The 19,656-nt window shown below is 72.5% G+C and carries 15 protein-coding genes, 1 tRNA gene, 1 pseudogene and 1 riboswitch; of the genes and pseudogenes, 13 read left to right on the top strand and 4 right to left on the bottom strand.

The annotated features are described in order from the left end of the window. Positions 1-183 precede the first annotated feature (183 nt). Positions 184-1,659: an NAD-dependent malic enzyme gene (locus AB0K51_RS18705; protein ID WP_363456293.1), complete on the top strand. Its 1,476-nt coding sequence runs from the start codon at positions 184-186 to the stop codon at positions 1,657-1,659. Between the two features lie 443 nt (positions 1,660-2,102). Beyond that, positions 2,103-2,384, top strand: a complete 282-nt coding sequence (locus AB0K51_RS18700) for an HU family DNA-binding protein (RefSeq protein WP_014136004.1) — start codon at positions 2,103-2,105, stop codon at positions 2,382-2,384. 72 nt (positions 2,385-2,456) lie between these two features. Here AB0K51_RS18700 and murA read toward each other — a convergent pair whose 3' ends face one another. Beyond that, a complete protein-coding gene (gene murA, locus AB0K51_RS18695; protein WP_363456290.1) occupies positions 2,457-3,812 on the bottom strand; it encodes a UDP-N-acetylglucosamine 1-carboxyvinyltransferase in 1,356 nt (451 codons plus the stop codon). A gap of 217 nt (positions 3,813-4,029) precedes the next feature. On the opposite strand from murA, the gene AB0K51_RS18690 reads away from it, so the two are divergent. The 9 genes and pseudogenes from AB0K51_RS18690 to AB0K51_RS18650 all read left to right on the top strand — a co-directional run bounded on the left by AB0K51_RS18690 (position 4,030) and on the right by AB0K51_RS18650 (position 14,716). After that, positions 4,030-4,608, top strand: coding sequence for a YqgE/AlgH family protein (locus AB0K51_RS18690; RefSeq protein ID WP_363456338.1), 579 nt, complete (start codon positions 4,030-4,032; stop codon positions 4,606-4,608). Positions 4,609-4,679: 71 nt separating this feature from the next. Then, positions 4,680-4,955, top strand: coding sequence for a DUF3039 domain-containing protein (locus tag AB0K51_RS18685; RefSeq protein ID WP_363456287.1), 276 nt, complete (start codon positions 4,680-4,682; stop codon positions 4,953-4,955). Positions 4,956-5,026: 71 nt separating this feature from the next. Then, positions 5,027-6,664: a beta-N-acetylhexosaminidase gene (locus tag AB0K51_RS18680; protein ID WP_363456285.1), complete on the top strand. Its 1,638-nt coding sequence runs from the start codon at positions 5,027-5,029 to the stop codon at positions 6,662-6,664. Between the two features lie 218 nt (positions 6,665-6,882). Beyond that, positions 6,883-7,779, top strand: coding sequence for an FAD binding domain-containing protein (locus AB0K51_RS18675; RefSeq protein WP_363456282.1), 897 nt, complete (start codon positions 6,883-6,885; stop codon positions 7,777-7,779). 53 nt (positions 7,780-7,832) lie between these two features. After that, positions 7,833-8,297: pseudogene (locus AB0K51_RS18670) on the top strand ((2Fe-2S)-binding protein); the annotation flags it as partial. Positions 8,298-8,908: 611 nt separating this feature from the next. Continuing rightward, positions 8,909-11,233, top strand: coding sequence for a xanthine dehydrogenase family protein molybdopterin-binding subunit (locus AB0K51_RS18665; RefSeq protein WP_363456279.1), 2,325 nt, complete (start codon positions 8,909-8,911; stop codon positions 11,231-11,233). 158 nt (positions 11,234-11,391) lie between these two features. Then, entirely contained in the window at positions 11,392-12,774 is a 1,383-nt protein-coding gene (locus AB0K51_RS18660) for a S8 family serine peptidase (protein ID WP_363456277.1), read from the top strand. Positions 12,775-12,891: 117 nt separating this feature from the next. Beyond that, the gene (locus AB0K51_RS18655; protein ID WP_363456274.1) at positions 12,892-13,212 is read left to right on the top strand and encodes a hypothetical protein; all 321 of its coding nucleotides are present in this window, start codon (positions 12,892-12,894) and stop codon (positions 13,210-13,212) included. 10 nt (positions 13,213-13,222) lie between these two features. Beyond that, positions 13,223-14,716 (top strand): WXG100 family type VII secretion target, encoded by a 1,494-nt coding sequence (locus AB0K51_RS18650; protein ID WP_363456271.1) that lies wholly within the window; start codon positions 13,223-13,225, stop codon positions 14,714-14,716. A 114-nt stretch (positions 14,717-14,830) separates the two neighbouring features. Here AB0K51_RS18650 and AB0K51_RS18645 read toward each other — a convergent pair whose 3' ends face one another. After that, positions 14,831-15,580: a DUF427 domain-containing protein gene (locus AB0K51_RS18645; protein ID WP_363456268.1), complete on the bottom strand. Its 750-nt coding sequence runs from the start codon at positions 15,578-15,580 to the stop codon at positions 14,831-14,833. 171 nt (positions 15,581-15,751) lie between these two features. Next, positions 15,752-15,823 (bottom strand) — tRNA-Cys (locus tag AB0K51_RS18640). 256 nt (positions 15,824-16,079) lie between these two features. Further along, a riboswitch (guanidine-III (ykkC-III) riboswitch) is annotated at positions 16,080-16,145 on the top strand. Between the two features lie 34 nt (positions 16,146-16,179). Between AB0K51_RS18640 and AB0K51_RS18635 the strand changes: the two genes are divergently transcribed. Further along, entirely contained in the window at positions 16,180-16,494 is a 315-nt protein-coding gene (locus AB0K51_RS18635; RefSeq protein ID WP_363456265.1) for an SMR family transporter, read from the top strand. 95 nt (positions 16,495-16,589) lie between these two features. Next, entirely contained in the window at positions 16,590-18,077 is a 1,488-nt protein-coding gene (locus AB0K51_RS18630) for an MFS transporter (RefSeq protein WP_363456262.1), read from the top strand. A 7-nt stretch (positions 18,078-18,084) separates the two neighbouring features. On the opposite strand, the gene AB0K51_RS18625 is transcribed toward AB0K51_RS18630, so the two are convergent. Continuing rightward, a complete protein-coding gene (locus AB0K51_RS18625; RefSeq protein WP_363456259.1) occupies positions 18,085-19,377 on the bottom strand; it encodes a hypothetical protein in 1,293 nt (430 codons plus the stop codon). Positions 19,378-19,656: the final 279 nt, after the last annotated feature.

Below are 19,656 nucleotides of genomic sequence, written 5' to 3'. Positions count from 1 at the left end.
CCAATGTAACGCATCCGCGCCGACGGGCAAGGAGGCCTCCGGCTGCGGATGGGGGGTTTGTCGGGTCCGCACACTCTATGAACGTTATTTCTGGCAACCGCTTGGTGAGTGCGACGATCGAGGTCTAGCATGCCGAGCGGCATGGAACTTCAACACTTTGTTGATTCAGGAAGAAGGACGTCGATGGCGACGGTGCCCAGTGTCTCGAACTCGATCACTGTCCGGCTGGAGGTGCCCGCCACCGGCAACGCCGTGAGCTCGATCACCACCGCCGTCGAGTCGTCCGGCGGTTCGGTCACCGGTCTCGACGTCACCGCCTCGGGCCTGGAGTCGCTGCGGATCGACGTGACCGTGGCGGCCGCCTCGGTCGCGCACGGCCAGGAGATCGTCGAGAAGCTCCGGACGATCGACGGGGTCAGCATCGGCAAGGTCTCCGACCGTACGTTCCTGATGCACCTCGGCGGCAAGATCGAGATGTCCTCCAAGCTGCCGATCCGCAACCGCGACGACCTCAGCATGATCTACACCCCGGGTGTGGCCCGGGTCTGCCTGGCGATCGCCGAGAACCCCGAGGACGCCCGCCGCCTGACCATCAAGCGCAACTCGGTCGCCGTGGTCACCGACGGCTCGGCGGTGCTGGGCCTGGGCAACATCGGCCCGAAGGCCGCGCTGCCGGTGATGGAGGGCAAGGCGGCGCTGTTCAAGCGGTTCGCCGGGATCGACGCCTGGCCGCTCTGCCTGGACACCCAGGACGCCGACGAGATCGTCGCCATCGTGAAGGCGATCGCCCCGGGCTTCGCCGGCATCAACCTGGAGGACATCTCCGCGCCGCGCTGCTTCGAGATCGAGGCCCGGCTGCGCGAGGCCCTGGACATCCCGGTCTTCCACGACGACCAGCACGGCACCGCGATCGTGGTGCTGGCGGCGCTGACCAACGCGCTGAAGGTGGTCGGCAAGGACATCACCGAGATCCGGGTGGTGATGAGCGGCGCCGGCGCGGCGGGCACCGCGATCCTCAAGCTGCTGATGGCGGCCGGCGTGGAGCACGCCACCGTGGCGGACGTGCGCGGCGTGGTCCACCTGGGCCGCGACGACCTGAACGACAACCTGCGCTGGATCGCCGAGAACACCAACCGCTCGGGCCGCACCGGCACCCTCAAGGAGGCGGTGGCCGACGCCGACGTCTTCATCGGCGTCTCCGCCCCGAACGTGCTGGACGGCGACGACCTGGCCACCATGGCCAAGGACGCCATCGTCTTCGCGCTGGCCAACCCCGACCCGGAGGTCGACCCGGCGGTGGCCCGGCAGACCGCCGCGGTGGTCGCCACCGGCCGCAGCGACTTCCCCAACCAGATCAACAACGTGCTGGTCTTCCCGGGTGTCTTCCGCGGCCTGCTGGACGCCCAGAGCAGCAGCGTGGACACCGAGATGATGCTGGCCGCCGCCCGGGCGCTGGCCACCACGGTCGGCGACGACGAGCGGAACCCGAACTACATCATTCCGAGCGTCTTCCACCCGGGTGTCGCCAAGACCGTCGCCGCGGCCGTCCGGGACGCCGCCGTGGCGGCCCGTGGCGGCGCCGAGGCGGCCCCCGCGAAGCCCACCCCGGGCATCGTCGGAACGCTCGACACCGCGGCTTTCCCGGCCGTTCAGCTCTGAGCCCGCGGCGCACCGGGCGCGCCCCGCGCGCCCGGATTGCGTCGAACGTGCCGGATCCCTTGCGACACAAGGGCAAGGGGCGTGTTTGGGCTTGTCGGTGCCAGGGCGTACGGTAGCCCTGCGACGGGGAGGCGTGTCCGACAAGTACGGTACGTCCCCAGTTGTGCCACGGCGTGTCGCCTCGACCGCCGCCCGCCCCGGTACCTCCGGAGCCGACGGAGCGTCATACCTCTGTCCGGCGGGCGCTGTTCGGGTCAATCACGCCGGTGCCCGATTGGCTTTCTCAGTGCCGGTCGGGGCAGGATTCGTACCCAGGCGGGCAGTTTGCGGCGCTTCGCGGTGCGAGGCCGGCCCCTGACCACCCCTCGCCTGAACGAGCACCGTCGCGCGGACCGGCCCCTCGGCCTCCGCGTACGGCAGAGCAACAGACCACAGGAGTACACATGAACCGCAGTGAGCTGGTGGCCGCGCTGGCCGAGCGCGCCGAGGTGACCCGCAAGGACGCCGACGCCGTGCTGGCCGCCTTCGCCGAGATCACCGGCGAGGTCGTCGCCAAGGGCGACGAGAAGGTCACCATTCCCGGCTTCCTGACCTTCGAGCGCACCCTGCGTGCCGCCCGCACCGCCCGCAACCCGCAGACCGGTGAGCCGATCCAGATCGCCGAGGGCTTCAGCGTCAAGGTCAGCGCCGGTTCGAAGCTGAAGGAAGCCGCGAAGGGCAAGTGACCCCTCGCCGCTGAAACGCCGAAGTGGCCGGCCTCCCCTCGGGGAGGCCGGCCACTGGCGTTCTCAGGCCCTTCAGGCGGTCAGCTGGACCTCGGTCACCTCGGTGCCCGACGGCAGCTCGATGTGCGCGCCCAGGTCGCGCAGCTTGTCCATGAAGTTCTCGTAGCCGCGGTTGATCAGGTCGATGCCGTGCACCGTGGAGGTGCCCTCGGCGGCCAGCGCCGCGATCAGGTACGAGAAGCCGCCGCGCAGGTCCGGGATGACCAGCTCGGAGCCGATCAGCTTGGACGGGCCGGAGACCACCGCGGAGTGCTTGAAGTTGCGCGCCCCGAACCGGCACGGGGTGCCGCCCAGGCACTCGCGGTACAGCTGGATGTGCGCGCCCATCTGGTTCAGCGCCCCGGTGAAGCCCAGCCGCGACTCGTACACCGTCTCGTGGACGATGGACAGGCCGTTCGCCTGGGTCAGCGCGACCACCAGTGGCTGCTGCCAGTCGGTCTGGAAGCCCGGGTGGACGTCGGTCTCCAGGGCGATCGCCTTGAGCTCGCCGCCCGGGTGCCAGAAGCGGATGCCCTCGTCGTCGATCTCGTAGGCGCCGCCGACCTTCCGGAAGGTGTTCAGGAAGGTCATCATCGGGATCTGCTCGGCCCCGCGGACGTAGATGTCGCCCTTGGTGGCCAGCGCCGCGCAGGCCCACGAGGCGGCCTCCAGGCGGTCCGGCAGCGCCCGGTGGGTGTAGCCGTCCAGCTCGTCGACGCCGGTGATCAGGATGGTGCGGTCGGTGCCCATGGCGATGATCGCGCCCATCTTCTGCAGCACGCAGATCAGGTCGACGATCTCCGGCTCGACGGCCGCGTTGCGCAGCTCGGTGACGCCCTCGGCGAGCACCGCGGTGAGCAGCACCTGCTCGGTCGCGCCGACCGAGGGGTAGGGCAGCTCGATCTTGGTGCCGCGCAGCCGCTGGGTGGCGACCAGGTAGGTGCCCTGCGGGTGCTTCTCGATGGTGGCGCCGAACTGGCGCAGCACCTCGAAGTGGAAGTCGACCGGCCGGCCGCCGATGTCGCAGCCGCCCAGGCCCGGGATGAAGGCGTGGCCGAGGCGGTGCAGCAGCGGGCCGCAGAACAGGATCGGGATGCGGGAGGAGCCGGCGTGCGCGTCGATGTCCGCGACGTTGGCGCTCTCCACGTGCGACGGGTCGAGGATCAGCTCCCCCTCCTCGTCGCCGGTGCGTACGGTCACCCCGTGCAGCTGCAGCAGGCCGCGGACGACCTTGACGTCCCGGATGTCCGGCACGCTGCGCAGTCTGCTGGGGCCCTGGCCGAGCAGTGCGGCGACCATGGCCTTGGGGACCAGGTTCTTGGCGCCGCGGATCTGGATCTCGCCTTCGAGCGGGTTTCCGCCGTGGACCAGCAGGACGTCGTCGGTCATCGTTCTCGCAATCCGGGTGCGCAGAGGAGGTTTTCGGCTGCGGGGCGAAGGGAAGAGCTCTTCACCACCCATAGATGGTAGAGGGTGGGCGATTGGTTCCCGTGTGCCCTATTGGTGATCATGCTGTAAGGGGTGCGGCGCGGCACCGTCATTGGGCCATCGGAGTGGCTCGCCGGGTTCCGTGTCCGTCGCCCCGATCGGCGCTGTCCGGGGCATCATTGCAGGCATGAAAGCGGCATCCTCGCTCACCGGCCGGCTGCTGGTGGCGACGCCCCTGCTGACCGACCCGAACTTCGCCAGGTCCGTCGTCCTGCTGCTCGACCACGACCCGCAGGGCGCGCTCGGGGTGGTGCTGAACCGGCCCACCCCGGTCGACGTGTCCGCCGTGCTGGACGGCTGGGGGCAGCTCACCGGGCAGCCCGCGGTGGTCTTCCAGGGCGGCCCGGTGGCGCTCGACTCGGCGCTGGCACTGGCGGTGGTGCCCGGCGAGGACGACCAGCCGGGGCCGCTGGGCTGGCGGCGGGTGCACGGGGCGATCGGACTGGTCGACCTGGAGGCGCCGCCGGAGGTGCTGGCCGGGGAGCTCGGGGGACTGCGGGTGTTCGCCGGGTACGCCGGCTGGTCGCCCGGCCAGCTGGAGCAGGAGATCGCCGAGGGCGCCTGGCACCCCGTCGACTGCGAGGTGGGCGACGTCTGCTGTCTCGACCCGGACGGGCTGTGGCGGGCGGTGCTGCGCCGCCAGCGCGGGCCGCTGGCGATGCTCGCCACCTACCCGGACGACCCCACGCTGAACTGACCGTCCGCTCCCGTGCGCGGTGCGTCCGAGTGGTGGCCCGGTTCCGGGCGACGCCCATAGACTTGGCACTCATGAGCACTCTTGAGCCCGAGCGCGGCCTCGGCACCGGCACCCTGGTCGAGCCCGTCCCGCAGACGTCGCACGGGGACGGCGACCACGAGCGCTTCGCCCACTACGTCCAGAAGGACAAGATCATGGAGAGCGCGCTCTCCGGGTCCCCCGTGGTGGCGCTGTGCGGCAAGGTCTGGGTGCCCGGCCGCGACCCGAAGAAGTACCCGGTCTGCCCGATGTGCAAGGAGATCTTCGACGGGCTGAACAACCCCGCTGGGGACGACAAGCAGAAGTGACGGCGGCGACCTGCGGAGACTTCTCCGCAGTGGTCTATGCCAATCTGGATAATCGGGGCAGGATGAGGCGCATGGACCTCATCCCTGCCCCGAAGCACGTCCAGGCCCGACCCGGCGGCGATCCCTTCGTCCTGCACGCCGGCTCCCGGATCGCCGCCGCGCCCGGCGCCGAGGGGGTGGCCCGCCGACTGCGCGCCGAGCTGTCCGCCGCCACCGGGTTCGACCTCGACGCGGCGCCCGCGGGGCAGGCCGCCGAGCTGGTGCTCGCCCTCGACCCGGAGCTCGCCGCCGAGGAGTACCGGCTGACCGCCGACGCCGGGTCCGTCCGGCTCACCGGCGGCGCGGCCGCGGGCCTCTCGCACGCCGCGCAGACCCTGCGCCAGCTGCTCGGTCCCGCCGCCTACCGCCGCGCCCCGCTGCCCGGCGCGGTGTGGACGGTGCCGGCGGTGGAGATCGCCGACGCGCCGCGGTTCGGCTGGCGCGGGGCGCTGCTGGACGTCTCCCGGCACTTCATGCCGGTGGCCGGGGTGCTGCGGTTCATCGACCAGCTGGCCGCGCACAAGCTGAACGTCTTCCACTTCCACCTGACCGACGACCAGGGCTGGCGGATCGAGGTCCGGCGCTACCCGAAGCTCACCGAGACCGCGTCCTGGCGCGAGCGCTCGATGGTCGGCTACCGGGCCGGCGGACGCCACGACGACCAGCCGCACGGCGGCTACTACACCCAGGACGACCTGCGGGAGATCGTCGCCTACGCGGCCGCCCGGCACATCACCGTCGTCCCCGAGGTCGACCTGCCCGGCCACAACCAGGCCGCCATCGCCGCCTACCCCGAGCTCGGCAACACCGACGTGGTGGACACCGCCGCGCTCGGCACCTGGACCGACTGGGGCGTGAGCGAGAACATCCTCAACGCCTCCGACGCCACGCTGCGCTTCTACGAGCACGTGCTGGAGGAGGTGCTGGAGATCTTCCCCTCCACCTTCGTCCACCTCGGCGGCGACGAGTGCCCCAAGGACCAGTGGAAGGCCAGCCCCGCCGCCCAGGCCCGGATCGCCGAACTCGGCCTGAAGGACGAGTTCGAGCTGCAGAGCCACGTCATCCGGCACTTCGACCGCTGGCTGGCCGAGCGCGGGCGCCGGCTGATCGGCTGGGACGAGATCCTCGAGGGCGGGCTGGCGCCCGGCGCGGCGGTCTCCTCCTGGCGCGGCTACGAGGGCGGGATCGCCGCCGCGCGGGCCGGGCACGACGTGGTGATGTGCCCCGAGCAGCACGTCTACCTCGACCACCGGCAGGCCGGCGGCGAGGAGGAGCCGGTCCCGGTCGGCTGGGTGCGCAGCCTGGAGGACGTCTACCGGTTCGAGCCGGTCCCGCCGCAGCTCGACGAGGCCGCCGCCGTGCACGTCATCGGCACCCAGGCGAACATCTGGACCGAGTTCATGAACGATGCCCGCGACGTCGACTACAAGGCGTTCCCGCGGCTCGCCGCGTTCGCCGAGGTCGCCTGGTCCGACCTGCCGCGCACCCCCGCCGAACGCGACTGGAGCGGCTTCGAGCAGCGCATGGACACCCACTACCGCCGCCTCGAGGCCCTGGGCGTCGAGTACCGCCGCCCCGACGGCCCCCGCCCCTGGCAGCGCAAGCCCGGCATCGTCGGCCGCCCGCTGGACGGGGCGCCCGGGCCGTCCGGCCCGCACACCGCACCGTGACCGGGCGGTAGCACGTCGGAACTCCGGGCGCGGCCCCCACGTCATGATCAGGTGAACAACCGATCACACGTACAACGGCTTGGTCGCGGACGCGTCCGGAGTTGTCCCGAGTTGTTCGGTCCTGTCCGCAGCCGGGGAAGTGATCAGCGGCCTTTGTGTGCCAGAGTTGCCCAACCCACACCGATCGCCCGTACCCTACGGGCGGGGCCGCACTGCAAATGGAGCACGGTGGAAACCTGGTGAACCGGACGATCATGCTGCCGGCCTCGGTCGACGAGGCGGTCGAAGCCCTGGCCGCCACCCCGGGGGCGGTGCCGGTGGCGGGTGCCACCGACTTGATGGAGGCGGTCAACGCCGGGCGGCTACGGCCCGCCGCGCTGATCGGCCTCGGCCGGATCACCGAACTGCGCGGCTGGCGCTACGAGGACGGCGGCACCGCCGTGCTCGGCGCCGGCCTCACCCACGCCCGGATGGACCGTCCCGACTTCGCCGCGCTGATCCCGGCCCTCGCCGACGCCGCGCGCACCGCCGGACCCCCGCAGGTCCGCAACGTCGGCACCCTCGGCGGCAACATCGCCACCGCCGCCCCGGCCGGCGACACCCTCCCGGTGCTCGCCGCCCTGGAGGCCACCGCCACCCTGGCCCGGGCCGGCGCCGTCCGCGAGGTCCCGATCAGCCACCTGCTCACCGGACTCGACCCGCTGCGCCCCGGCGAACTGCTCACCTGGGTCCGGGTCCCGCTGCTGCACGCCCCGCAGGTCTTCCTGAAGTCCACCGGCCGCAGCGGCCCCGCCCGCGCCGCCGCCTCGGTCGCCCTGGTCCTCGACCCGGCCCGCCGCGGCGTGCGCTGCGCGGTCGGCGCGGTCGCGCCCGTCCCGCTGCGCCCGCTGGAGGCGGAGAGCTGGGTGGCCGGCTGCATCGACTGGGACGCCCGCGGCCAGGACGGCGCGGTGCTGATCGACCCGGCCGCGCTCGCCGCGTTCGGCGAGTACGTGGCCGGTGCCTGCGTCCCCGAGGGCGGGGCGCTCGGCGAGGGGGCGGGCTCGGCAGCGGCCCGGCTCCGGCGTACCGTAAGCGTGCTGGCCCGCCGGGCACTGGGAAGGGCGCTGAAGTGACGGACGAACTGCACCACCACGGCGGGATGCTGGCCGGCGACGTGCGGCCCACGGCCTCCTACACGCTGCGGGTCAACGGCGTGGAACGCCCCGTCACCGACGCCTGGATCGGCGAGAGCCTGCTGTACGTGCTGCGCGAGCGCCTCGGCCTGGCCGGCGCCAAGGACGGCTGCGAACAGGGCGAGTGCGGCGCCTGCTCGGTGCAGGTCGACGGGCAACTGGTGGCCGGCTGCCTGGTGCCCGCCGCGCTCGCCGCCGACAGCGAGATCGGCACCGTCGAGGGCCTGTCCGGCGCGGGCGGCGCCAGTGACGTCCAGCAGGCGCTCGCCGACTCCGGCGCCGTCCAGTGCGGCTACTGCACCCCCGGCCTGGCCATGGCCGTGCACGACCTGCTGCAGCGCAACCACCGGCCCAGCGAGGTCGAGGCCCGGCAGGCCCTGTGCGGGAACCTGTGCCGCTGCACCGGCTACCGCGGCGTGCTCGCCGCCGTGCAGAACGTCGCCGACGCCCGCGAGGCCGAACTCGAGGCCGAGCTCACCGCCGCCGAACAGGCCGCCGCGGCCGCCAAGGCCAAGGCCGCCGCCGACGGCGCGGACGAGGGCGCCCACCCGCGGAGCGGCGCCGCCGTCGCCACCGAGCAGTCGCTCGCCGACCTCGCACTGGCCGGCGAACTCCCGCTCTACGCGGACTCCGAACTCTGGCACGAGGCCGACCAGCTGATCCCCCATCAGCAGCAGGGCGAGCACCTCGACGCCACCCACCGCACCGGCGGCTACGCCTACCCGCCCACCCCGCCGCACGGCACCCCCGTCCCGGCCGGCTTCGCCGACCCCGGCTACCAGGGCTACCCCGCCTCCGGCTACGAGCCCACCCCCGCGCACGGCACCGCCGCCGACGCCCACCCCGGCACCCCCGCGCACGGCACCCCGTACCTGCCGACCCCGCCGCACGGCACCGCCTACCCCGGCGGCTACGACGGCCGCGGCACCGGCGCGGTGCTCGACGCCGGGGCGTACGACGGCACCGTGTACGACACCAACGGCGCCGGGTTCGACCCGCGCACCGGCTACCCCGGCGGCTACGACGCCACCCCCGCCCACGGCATCCGGCTCCCCGAGGACGAGAACGCATGACCTCCGCCACCGAGCAGCTCCCGGCGGCCGCCCCCGCGGAATCCGGCGAACCCTTCGGCCTCGGCAGCTCCCCGCTGCGCACCGACGCACTGCCCAAGGCGCTCGGCATCTACCCGTACGCCGCCGACCTGTGGGCCGAGGGCCTGCTGTGGGGCGCGGTGCTGCGCTCCCCGCACCCGCACGCCCGGATCGTCTCGGTCGACACCTCCGCCGCACTGGCCGTCCCCGGCGTGCACGCCGTGGTCACCGCCGCCGACCTGCCGCCCGGCCCGGACGGCACCCCCGACGGCGCGCCCGCCGGCCCGATCGCCGCCGACCGCCCCGTGCTCGCCGCCACCGTGGTCCGCCACCACGGCGAACCGGTCGCCGCCGTCGCCGCCGACCACCCCGACACCGCCCGGCTGGCCGCCGCCGCCATCGTCGTCGAGTACGAGCCGCTGGAGCCCGTCACCGACCCCGAGGCGTCCTTCCACGCCCCGCCGCTGCACCCCGACGGCAACCTCTTCCGCCACCTGCCGCTGCGCACCGGCGACCCCGACGCGATCGGCGAGATCGTCGTCGAGGGCCTCTACCAGGTCGGTCGGCAGGACCCCGCCCCGATCGGCGCCGAGGCCGGACTCGCCGTGCCCCGCCCCGACGGCGGCGTCGAGCTGCACCTGTCCTCCACCGACCCGCACGGCGACCGCGACCGCACCGCCGCCTGCCTCGGCCTCGACCCCGACCGGGTCCGCCTGGTCGTCACCGGCGTCCCCGGCGCCACCAGCGACCGCGAGGACCTCTCCTTCCAGGTCACCCTCGCACTGCTCGCGCTGCGCACCGGCCGCCCGGTCAAGATGGCCCTCACCCGCGCCGAGTCCTTCCAGGCGCACACCTCCCGCCACCCCGCCCTGCTGCGCTACCGGCACCACGCCGACGCCGAGGGCCGGCTGGTCAAGGTCGAGGCGCAGATCCTGCTCGACGGCGGCGCCTACGCCGACGTCTCCGCCGAGGCGCTGGCCGCCGCCGTCGCCTTCTCGGTCGGCCCCTACACCTGCCCCAACGTCTTCGTCGACGCCTGGGCGGTGCGCACCAACAACCCGCCGGCCGGCCGGATGCGCGGCGAGGGCGCGCTGCAGACCTGCTTCGCCTACGAGTCCCAACTCGACCAGCTGGCCAAGCAGATCGGCGTCGACCCGGTGGAGATCCGGCGCCGCAACGCGATGGCCACCGGTGACCCGCTGCCCACCGGACAGGCCGTCACCTGCCCCGCCCCCGTCGCCGCCCTGCTCGACGCCGTCTCCGACTCCCCGCTGCCCGCGCTCCCGGTCGACGACCCCGAGGCCGACTGGCTGCTGCCCGGCGGACCCGGCGGCGCCGGCGACCCCACCGCGGTGCGCCGCGGCATCGGCTACGCCGTCGGCATGGTCCACATGCTCGGTGCCGAGGGCGAGGACGAGGTGGCCACCGCCACCGTCCGGGTCAGCGGCGACCACGCCACCGTCATCTGCGCCGCCGTCGACTCCGGCCAGGGCTTCGCCACCCTCGCCCGGCAGATCGTCCAGTCCGTGCTCGGCGTCAGCGAGGTCTACATCGCGCCCGTCGACAGCGACCAGTCCGCCGCCGGCCCCGCCGCCCGTGGCCGGCACACCTGGGTCTCCGGCGGCGCGGTCGAACGCGCCGCGCTGATGGTCCGTCACCAGATGCTGCAGCCGATCGCCGCCGACTTCGGCATGTCCGTCGAGCTCCTCACCATCACCGACGGGAAGATCAGCTCGTACGACGGTGTGCTCGGCATGCCGGTCAGTGAGGCGCTCGAAGGCCGCGAACTCTGGGCCACCGCCCAGTGCCGCCCGCACCCCACCGAACCCCTCGACCCCGAGACCGGCCAGGGCGACGCCTTCGTCTCCATCGCCTTCTGCGCGATGCGCGCCGTCGTCGACGTCGACATCGAACTCGGCGCCGTCCGGGTCGTCGACGTCACCGTCGCGCAGGACGTCGGCCGCGCGCTCAACCCCCGCCAGATCGAGGACCGCATCGAAGCAGCCGTCGCCCAGGGCGTCGGCCTCGCCCTGCTCGAGGACCTGCGCACCGACAACGGCGTCCTGCTCAACCCCTCCCTCACCGGCTACCGCCTCCCCACCGCCCTCGACACCCCCGACATCCGCATCGCCGCCCTCCTCGAGGAACGCGACGTCGTCGCCACCTTCGGCGCCAAGGCCGTCAGCGCCGTCCCCGCCGTCGTCGCCCCCGCCGCGATCGCCGCAGCGGTCCGCGCCGCCACCGGCCTCCCCGTCGGCCGCCTCCCCATCCCCCCGGAAGACGCCACCGTCCCCGCCGCCTGACCCCCCGTCACCGAGCCGCCGTACGTCCACGAAATCCCCGTGGGCCGACTCCCGGGCCTCTGCGCGCACACCCGGATCGGGCGATACGATCGGACGGTCCTGCGTTCCGGGGGGCACTGCGAGAACGAACGGGCTGTCAATCGACTGACGGGGTACTGATGACGCTGACCAGACTCACGCGCGTGCTCGGCGCGGCCACACTGACCGCAGGCTTCCTGCTCGCAGGCCTGCCGACCGCCTCGGCGGACCAGGTGCGGGACGGGCAGTGGGCGAACCAGTACTTCAACCTCGACAAGGTGTGGTCGGTGACGAAGGGCGACGGCATCAAGGTCGCCGTCATCGACGAGGGCGTGGACCCGACCTTCCCGGACCTCGTCGGTCAGGTGCTGCCCGGCTACGACCCGAGCGGCGGCGACCATGAGCGGAAGCCCACCGACCCGCACGGGACCGGTATGGCCAGCCTGATCGCCGGCCGCGGCCACGGGAGCAACGAGGGCGTGCTGGGTCTCGCACCCGGCGCGAAGATCATCCCCGTCTACAAGGACTCGGCGGCCGGCGGCGACGCGGTGCCGGAAGGCATCAAGTGGGCGGTGGACCACGGTGCCGGCGTCATCAACATCTCGCTGTCCGGTGCCGACAACCCGAAGATGGCCGACGCCGTGTCCTACGCCGTCAGCCACAACGTGGTCGTGGTGGCGGGAGCCGGCAACGACGGCGGGCCGGTCGAGTCGCCTGCGAACACGCCGGGCGTCATCGCGGTCGGGGCGGTGAACAAGGACCTCAAGTCCTGGGACAAGTCGAACTCCGGGCCGGAGATCATGCTGTCGGCCCCGGGTGTGGACATCGTGCACGCCGGGCCCTGTTCGTCGAGCCAGTACTGCATGGCGGACGGCACGTCGGACGCCACCGCCTACGTCTCCGCCACGGCTGCCCTGGTGCGGGCGAAGTTCCCGAACCTGACGGCGGGTCAGGTGGCGAACCGGCTGGTGAAGTCGGCCAAGGCTCCGGCGGGCGCAGGCAAGCTGCCGGACACGCACTACGGCTACGGGATCGTCCGCGCCTACGAGGCGCTGACCATGGACATCCCGGCGGGCTCCGCCCAGGGCCCGCTCGCGGGTGCGGCCACGGGCTCCAGCCCGTCCGCCGGCGCGACCGCGGGAACGGGCGCGGGCAGCGCCGACCCGGGGTCGGGCCTGGGAGACCCGGACCCGCTGCCGGCGATCAAGGGCTCGTCGTCCGGGTCCAGCCTTCCGCTGATCCTGGGCATCGCCGCAGTCGTAGTGGTGCTCTTCATCGTCATCATCGCGATCGCGGTGGCCAGCAGCCGCAAGCGCAACCGCGCCCAGGCCGTTCCCGGCCAGCCGGGCGGTCCCGCTCCGTACGGTGCGCAGCAGGGCTGGCCGCCGGCCCAGCCGCAGCAGCAACCCTATGGTCAGCAGCCTCCGATGCCGCCGTACGGCCAGCAGGCTCCGCCGCCCGGGTACCCGCCGCAGCAGACGCCCTATCAGAATCCTTACCAGGACGGCAATCAATCGCGTTGAGAGCGTGTCAGTACACCGCTCAAACGCGATAGGATCGAACGCTCTAACTGAACGGTAAGGCCACCAACCAGAGCGTTACCACGGGGAAGTTTCGACACTCCAGGGGGAGAGGGCCTCGTGTCCGAGGGATACCGCGTCAACCCAGCAGAGCTGGAGGCAGTCGTCAAGCGGCTGCGGGCCCTCCAGCAGAACATCAGTACCTGCGGGACCAACACCAAGTACAAGACCGACATCACCAGGGACGCCTTCGGCGGCGACTTCGTCGAGGCCCATGCGCTCTTCGAGGCGCACGGGAAGATGCAGGTGTTCCTGACCCAGACCATCTCCGATCTGGACGCCTTGATCAACGAGTACGGGGACAAGACCCAGCTGGTCACCGACCGGTACAACGGCCGGGAGACCGACGGGCAGGCGACCATGAACCAGATTCAGGCGTAGGGGGTCTGACATGGCATCGGGAAAGACTCCGTTCGACCGCTACGACCTGATCCCGCTCAAGGACATGGTCCAGCACTCGAGCCCGGACCGGATCCGGGAGGTCGGCCAGCACTGGGTGAGCGTCCACCAGGAGCTGACCCAGGTCGCTGCCGACCTCCAAGCGGCGGTCCAGCACGCGACCACGCACTGGGACGGCGCCGCCGCCCAGGGCTTCGCGCAGAAGGGCGGGCAGATCCAGGAGAGCCTGGTCAACACCGCCGCGCACGCGCAGAACACCTCGGTGGCGATGAACTACGCCGCCACGGCGCTGCAGCAGACCAAGTCCACCATGTCCTCGATCAAGGTCCCGGACTTCTGGGACCGGGTGGGCAAGACGCTCAGCGACGGCTTCGCCTCGTCCGACGAGGGCTTCAAGCGCGACATCGCCTCCGGGATGAACCGGATCGACGCGGTCAACAAGAACGCGCACGACCTCTCGGCCACCGAGGTCGCCCACCAGTACGCGATCGGCGTGATGGAGCACCTCGGCCCGCAGTACATCCAGGCGGCGGACTACCTCGATCACCCGCCGAGCGAGAAGCCGGTCGACTCGTCGAAGCCGTTCCCACCGGCGCCGACCAACCCCGTCCCTCCGCCCGGGCACACTCCGCCGTCGATGCCGATGCCGAAGTACCCGGAGGGGCCGCCTCAGCAGACGCCGCCGCAGCAGGTGGTGCCGGGGCCGCCGGATGGGCCGAAGCCGACGCCTTGGCATCCGACGGGGCCGGTTCAGCCTCCGGGTGGGCCGATCGTTCCGCCGGGTGGGCCGGTGATCGCTCCGCCGGTGCAGCCGCCGGGGACTGAGATCACCGGGTTGCCGCCGTTGACGGGTACTCCGACGGGGCCCGGTGGGCCGGGGATCGGGATGCCGGGTGGGCCGGGGACGATTCCCGGGCCTGGCGGCGGCGGTGGCGGCGGCCTCTCGGGCGGCGGCGGTGGCGGCGGCGGTTACGTGCCGGGCCTCGGCGGCGGTGGCGGCTTCGTGCCGGCCGGCGGCGCCGGTGGCGGTCGGGTCGGCGGCGGCGGGCTCTCGGGCGCCGGCGGTGCCGGTGGCGCGGCCGGTGGCCGGGCCGGTGGTGCGGCCGGTGCCGGTGGCGCGGGTTCCGCGGCCGGCAAGGGTGCGGCCGGGGCCGGCGGCATGGGCGCCATGCACGGTGGCGGCATGGGCGGCGGCGGTGGCGCGGGCTCGAAGGGCGGCGGCAAGAACAGCGGCCTGGTCCGCAAGGCCGGTGGCACGGTCGGCAACGCCAAGGGCGGTGCCGGTGGCCGGTCCTTCACCCAGGGCGGTTCGGGCATCGGCAAGGGCCGTGGCAACGGCCAGGCCGGTGCGGGCGGCATGCACGGCGCCCCGGGTTCGGGTTCCGGCGGCCGCAAGAAGAAGGGCGAGGGTCACCGTCCCGACTACCTGATCGAGGACGAGGAGACCTGGCGCGGCGGGACCGCCAACCCGCCGGTCATCGAGTAGTACCGGTAGGAGCAGCAACAAGGCGCGGGCGTCGGCGCCCCGGATCCGAGAGGACCGGGGACCGGCGCCCGCGCCGCGTTGTGTTCCGAGAGGCTCGCGGCCCGGCCGTGGTGGTCAGCTCGGCCGGGGCTGCCGGACGTCGTCGACGAAGACGTCGACGCGTTCGTCGTAGAAGGCGACCAGGCCGGCGATCTTCTGGGACTCGGGCAGTGGAGTGGGGTACGACCAGGCGAGGTCCTGGTGCAGGGTGTCGCCGACCTGGGCGGAGAGGTAGGTCGCGGTGCCCTTGTAGGGGCAGTGGGTGATCCGGTCGCTCGTGGTGAACAGCGGGAGCACCAGGTCGGTCGGCGGCAGGTAGTAGCGGGTGGGCAGGCCGGTCTCGAAGAGCAGGCGGGGGGAGCGGGAGAGCGCGAGCAGCGTGCCGTCGAGCTCGATCCGGACGGTGCGCGAGGACGGCAGGATGTCGATCCGGGTGTACGGGTCGCGGGCGTGGGTGAAGACCTGCTCGTCCTCCTCGTACCAGGCGTCCATCGCCGCCCAGTTGAAGCGCAGGTGGTCGCGGATCGCCTCGACGGGGGAGTCCGGGTACTGCCGGACGGCGTGCTCCGCGGTGTGCCCGCCCACGGTGAGGGTGAGGACCCGGGCATCGCCGAGCAGCGGGCGTCGGGAGATCCGGTCGGTGGCGGTGAGCAGGTCGGTACGCACGTCGGCGACCGGAATGTAGTAGACGGGGTACCGGTCGTGCTCCCAGACCATCAGGGCCCGGGTGGTGTCGGCCACGGCCAGTCCGCCGAGGTACGTGCGGATCCGCTTGCCGCAGGGTTCGATCCGCGGCGCGGGGGCGGTTCGATCGCTGGAGGTCATACCGGGGACAACGCGCGGCGGCGCACGGTAATTTCGGGGCGGGGAAGGTGCTGAGAAAGGCGCACGGAAAGGCCCGGGGAAAGGCGACAGGAATGCGCCGAATCGCCCGAGGGCAGCGGAATGCACCGGGCGCGACATTCGGCGGGAATGTCGCACCCGGTGTTCCGGAAGAGGCCATGACGGGATTCGAACCCGTGTAAACCGCTTTGCAGGCGGTCCCCTGAACCACTCGGGCACACGGCCGTGGGGGAGCCGACGAGGCGTCAGAACGCCTGGTGGCGAAGGTCGTTGCGGATCAGGCGCAACAACAGGAACGCATCCGGCAGGGACAGGAGGCGCAGGTGCGGGGCGCTGCGAGGGCCACCGTCTTCCTGTTCATTGCCGACTCCTGTCGTCGCTCTGCCTGCGTTGGTGAATTCATCATAGGGGTGCCGGTGGGGGTGGCGTCAATATCCGTATATGAATTCCGTGTGTCGCGGCTGTGCTACGGTCGAAGGCGTGGCGGGCCGTGAGCGGTCCGCCCCGGACGAGGTGCGACGTACCCGGTGGGACAAGACGGCGCGGTAGGTGTTTCGACTACTGCGGAGGAGTCCGTCGTCATGGCCTGGGTGGTTCTGATCGTCGCGGGGTTGCTGGAGACCGTGTGGGCGGTCGCGCTGGACGCGACCAAGGGGTTCTCGCGACTGGTGCCGACCGTGGTGTTCGCGGTGGCGCTGGTGCTCTCGATGGGCGGACTGGCGTACGCGATGCGGTCGATCCCGCTGGGCACGGGTTACGCGGTCTGGGTGGGGATCGGTGCGATCGGCACCGCGCTGTACGGGATGGCGGCGCTGGGCGATGCGGCGAGCGCGGCGCGGATCACCTGTCTGGTGCTGATCCTGGCCGGGGTGGTCGGGCTCAAGGTGCTGCACTGAGTCCGCCGGCCGGCGGGTCCTAGGTCCGGAAGCGGAGCTTCCGATCCGACCGCAGGTCAGGAGTAAATCGGCAGGTCGGCACTTACCATGTGGGAATGACCACCACCTCCGAGACACAGCCCGGCCTCCCGCCCGCGACACGTCCCGACCACGGAGCCGACCACGCAGCCGGCGGCGGGGCCGACGACGGGACCGGCGGGGTGCTCAGCGGCCCGTACCGGGCGCTGACCCTGGGCATCGTCTCGGTGGTGCTGCTGCTGGCCTTCGAGGCGACCGCGGTGAACACCGCGATGCCGGTGGCGGCGCGGGAGCTGGACGGCATCGCGCTGTACGCCTTCGCGTTCTCCGGGTACTTCACCAGCACCTTGTTCGCCCTCGTGGTGTCGGGCCAGTGGAGCGACCGGCGCGGGCCGCTGGCGCCGCTGTTCACCGGGATCGCGGTGTTCGCCGCGGGGCTGGTGGTCGCGGGGACGGCCGCCAACATGTGGCTGTTCGTGGCGGGCCGGGCGATCCAGGGCCTGGGCGGCGGGCTGGTGATCGTGGCGCTGTACGTGGTGGTCGGCCGGGCGTTCCCGGAGCGGCTGCGGCCGTCGGTGTTCGCGGCGTTCTCGGCCGCCTGGGTGCTGCCCTCGATCCTCGGTCCGGTGATCTCCGGCGCGGTCACCCAGCACCTGGGCTGGCGCTGGGTGTTCCTGGCGGTGCCGGTCCTGGTGCTGCTGCCGCTGGCCGTGATGGGTCCGGCGCTGAGCCGGTCGGAGCGCGAGCAGCCGCCGCTCGACCCGCAGCCGTTCGACCGCCGACGCACCCGGGACGCGGCGATGGCCGCGGTGGGCGCCGGGTTGCTGCAGTACGCGGGTCAGCGGCTGGACGTGGTCGCGCTGCTGCCGGCGCTGGCGGGGGCCGGGCTGCTGCTGCCCGCCGTGGTGCGGCTGCTGCCGCGCGGGGCGCTGCGGGCGGCGCGCGGGCTGCCGACGGTGATCGTGCTGCGCGGCGTGGCGGCGGGGGCGTTCTTCGCGGCGGAGGCGTTCATCCCGCTGATGATGGTGACGCAGCGGCACCTGTCGCCGACCATGGCGGGGCTGACGCTGACCAGCGGCGGGCTGTCCTGGGCGCTGGGCTCCTGGCTGCAGGGCCGGCCGGGAGCGGAGCGGCACCGCGAGACGATGATCCGGCTGGGCTTCGTCATGACCGCGGTGGCGATCGGCGGGGCGGCGCTGGTGCTGGTCCCGGCGGTGCCGACCTGGGTGACGGCGGCCTGCTGGGCGGTCGGCGGCGTCGGCATGGGGATGGCGGTGGCCAGCATCAGCGTGCTGATGATGAAGCTGTCCGCGCCGGAGGAGACCGGTCTGAACTCGGCGGCGCTGCAACTGAGCGACGCGCTCGGCAACGTGCTGCTGATCGGCCTCGCCGGGGTGCTGTTCGCCGCGCTCGGCGGTGGCGGCGCGGTGGTGGCGGGAACGCAGGACGGCCCGGTGCCGGCCGGGCCGTTCGCGGTGATCTTCCTGGTGATGGCGGGGGTCGCGCTGCTCGGCGCGCTGCTCTCCGGCCGGGCGGCGGCGCCCCGCGCGGGGAGCGCCGCCTGAGGGCGGGTCAGACCTTCGCGGCCGCGGAGGCGGGGGCGGAGGCGCTGGTGCCCGCGCCGCCGAGGTAGCCGTTCCAGCCGCCCATCGGGGACTCGCCGGGGGCGAGCGCCTGGAGCTTGCGCAGCACCGCCGGGTCCTGGACCTCCAGCCACTCGACCAGTTGGCGGAAGGAGACCATCCGGACCTCGGGCTTGTCGGCGATCTGCTTCAGGGTCTCCTCGACGGCGTTCATGTAGATGCCGCCGTTCCACTGCTCGAAGTGGTTGCCGATGATGAACGGCGCGCGGTTGGAGTTGTAGGCGCGGTTGAAGCCGTTGAGGTAGGAGTCGCGGGCCTGGGTCTGCCAGAAGCCGTGCTGGCCCGGGTCGGCCTTGGTGTTGTTGCCGGACTGGTTGTACATGATGTTGTAGTCCATCGAGAGCACCTGGAAGCTGTGCCCGGGGAACGGGATGGACTGCAGCGGCATGTCCCACAGCTGGCCGCCGGCGAACTTCTGCGGCCAGACCTGCAGCCCGCCGGGGCCGGAGGAGTCGTACTTCCAGTTGCGCTTGGCGGCGGTCGGCAGCAGTCCGCGCTGGCCCTCCAAGCAGGGGGTGCGGCCGCCGATCAGCTCCTTGCGGTAGTCGAAGGGCAGCGCGGGCAGGTCGGTGATGCCGGTGTTGGTCTTCCAGTTCATGACGAAGTCCATCGCCTGCTGGATCTCGCTGTCCCAGTCCTCGGCCGACCAGCGGCCGCCGCCGGTCGGGCCGCAGAAGTGGCCGTTGAAGTGGGTGCCGATCTCGTGGCCCTCCAGCCAGGCCGCGCTGATCTGCTCGATGGTGTCGCGGACGTGATTGTCCGCCAGGTAGCCGATGTCGGAGGCGCCGACCGGGTGCTGCGGCGGGCGGTACATCGACTTCTTCGACTCCGGCAGGGTGTAGATGCCGCTGAGGAAGAACGTCATCGAGGCGTTGTGGTCCTTGGCGAGCTGCCGGAACCGGCTGAACAGCTTGTTGTCCAGCTCGCCGGCGCCGTCCCATGAGAAGACCACGAACTGCGGCGGGCGCTGCCCGGGTTCCAGCGGTTCGGCCTTCGGCTGGCCGGGCTGCGGGCCGGTGTCGGAGGTGGAGCCGTCGCCGATCAGCGCGGCCGGCGGCTTGGGGACGGCGCTCGGGCTGCCGCTGGCCGACAGTCCGTCGGCCTGGGCGGGCGGGCCGGCCTGCTCACCCCCGCTCCCCTTGGCGCCGGAGCATCCGGCGGCCAGCGAGGCGGCGGTCGCGGCACCGGCGGCCAGCAGCGTCCTGCGGGACAGGGCGTCCATGTCTCACATCCGTTCACCAGGGAGTAAGCGAAGTCAACCGGCCGGAGGGACGGTCCATCAGATGAAATGAGTGATGCGTCGTCCGGGGGAGTCCGGCTCAGCATGGCACGGGTCGGGGCGGCACGCCGGTAATCACGGCCAGGTGTACGGATGACCGGGGGAGCGGCAGGCCACACGCTCACCTGTTCGGCGCACGGTGTACGGAGCGGCGCTGGCGTCAGGCAGTTGACCTGGCGTCAGATGGCACCACCGCCCCGGACCCGTCCACCGCCCGCCACC

This window comes from Kitasatospora sp. NPDC049285, assembly GCF_040678815.1.
Taxonomy (GTDB): domain Bacteria; phylum Actinomycetota; class Actinomycetes; order Streptomycetales; family Streptomycetaceae; genus Kitasatospora.
The sequence above is the reverse complement of the archived record's forward strand: the minus strand, read 5'-3'. Positions and strand labels throughout refer to the sequence as shown.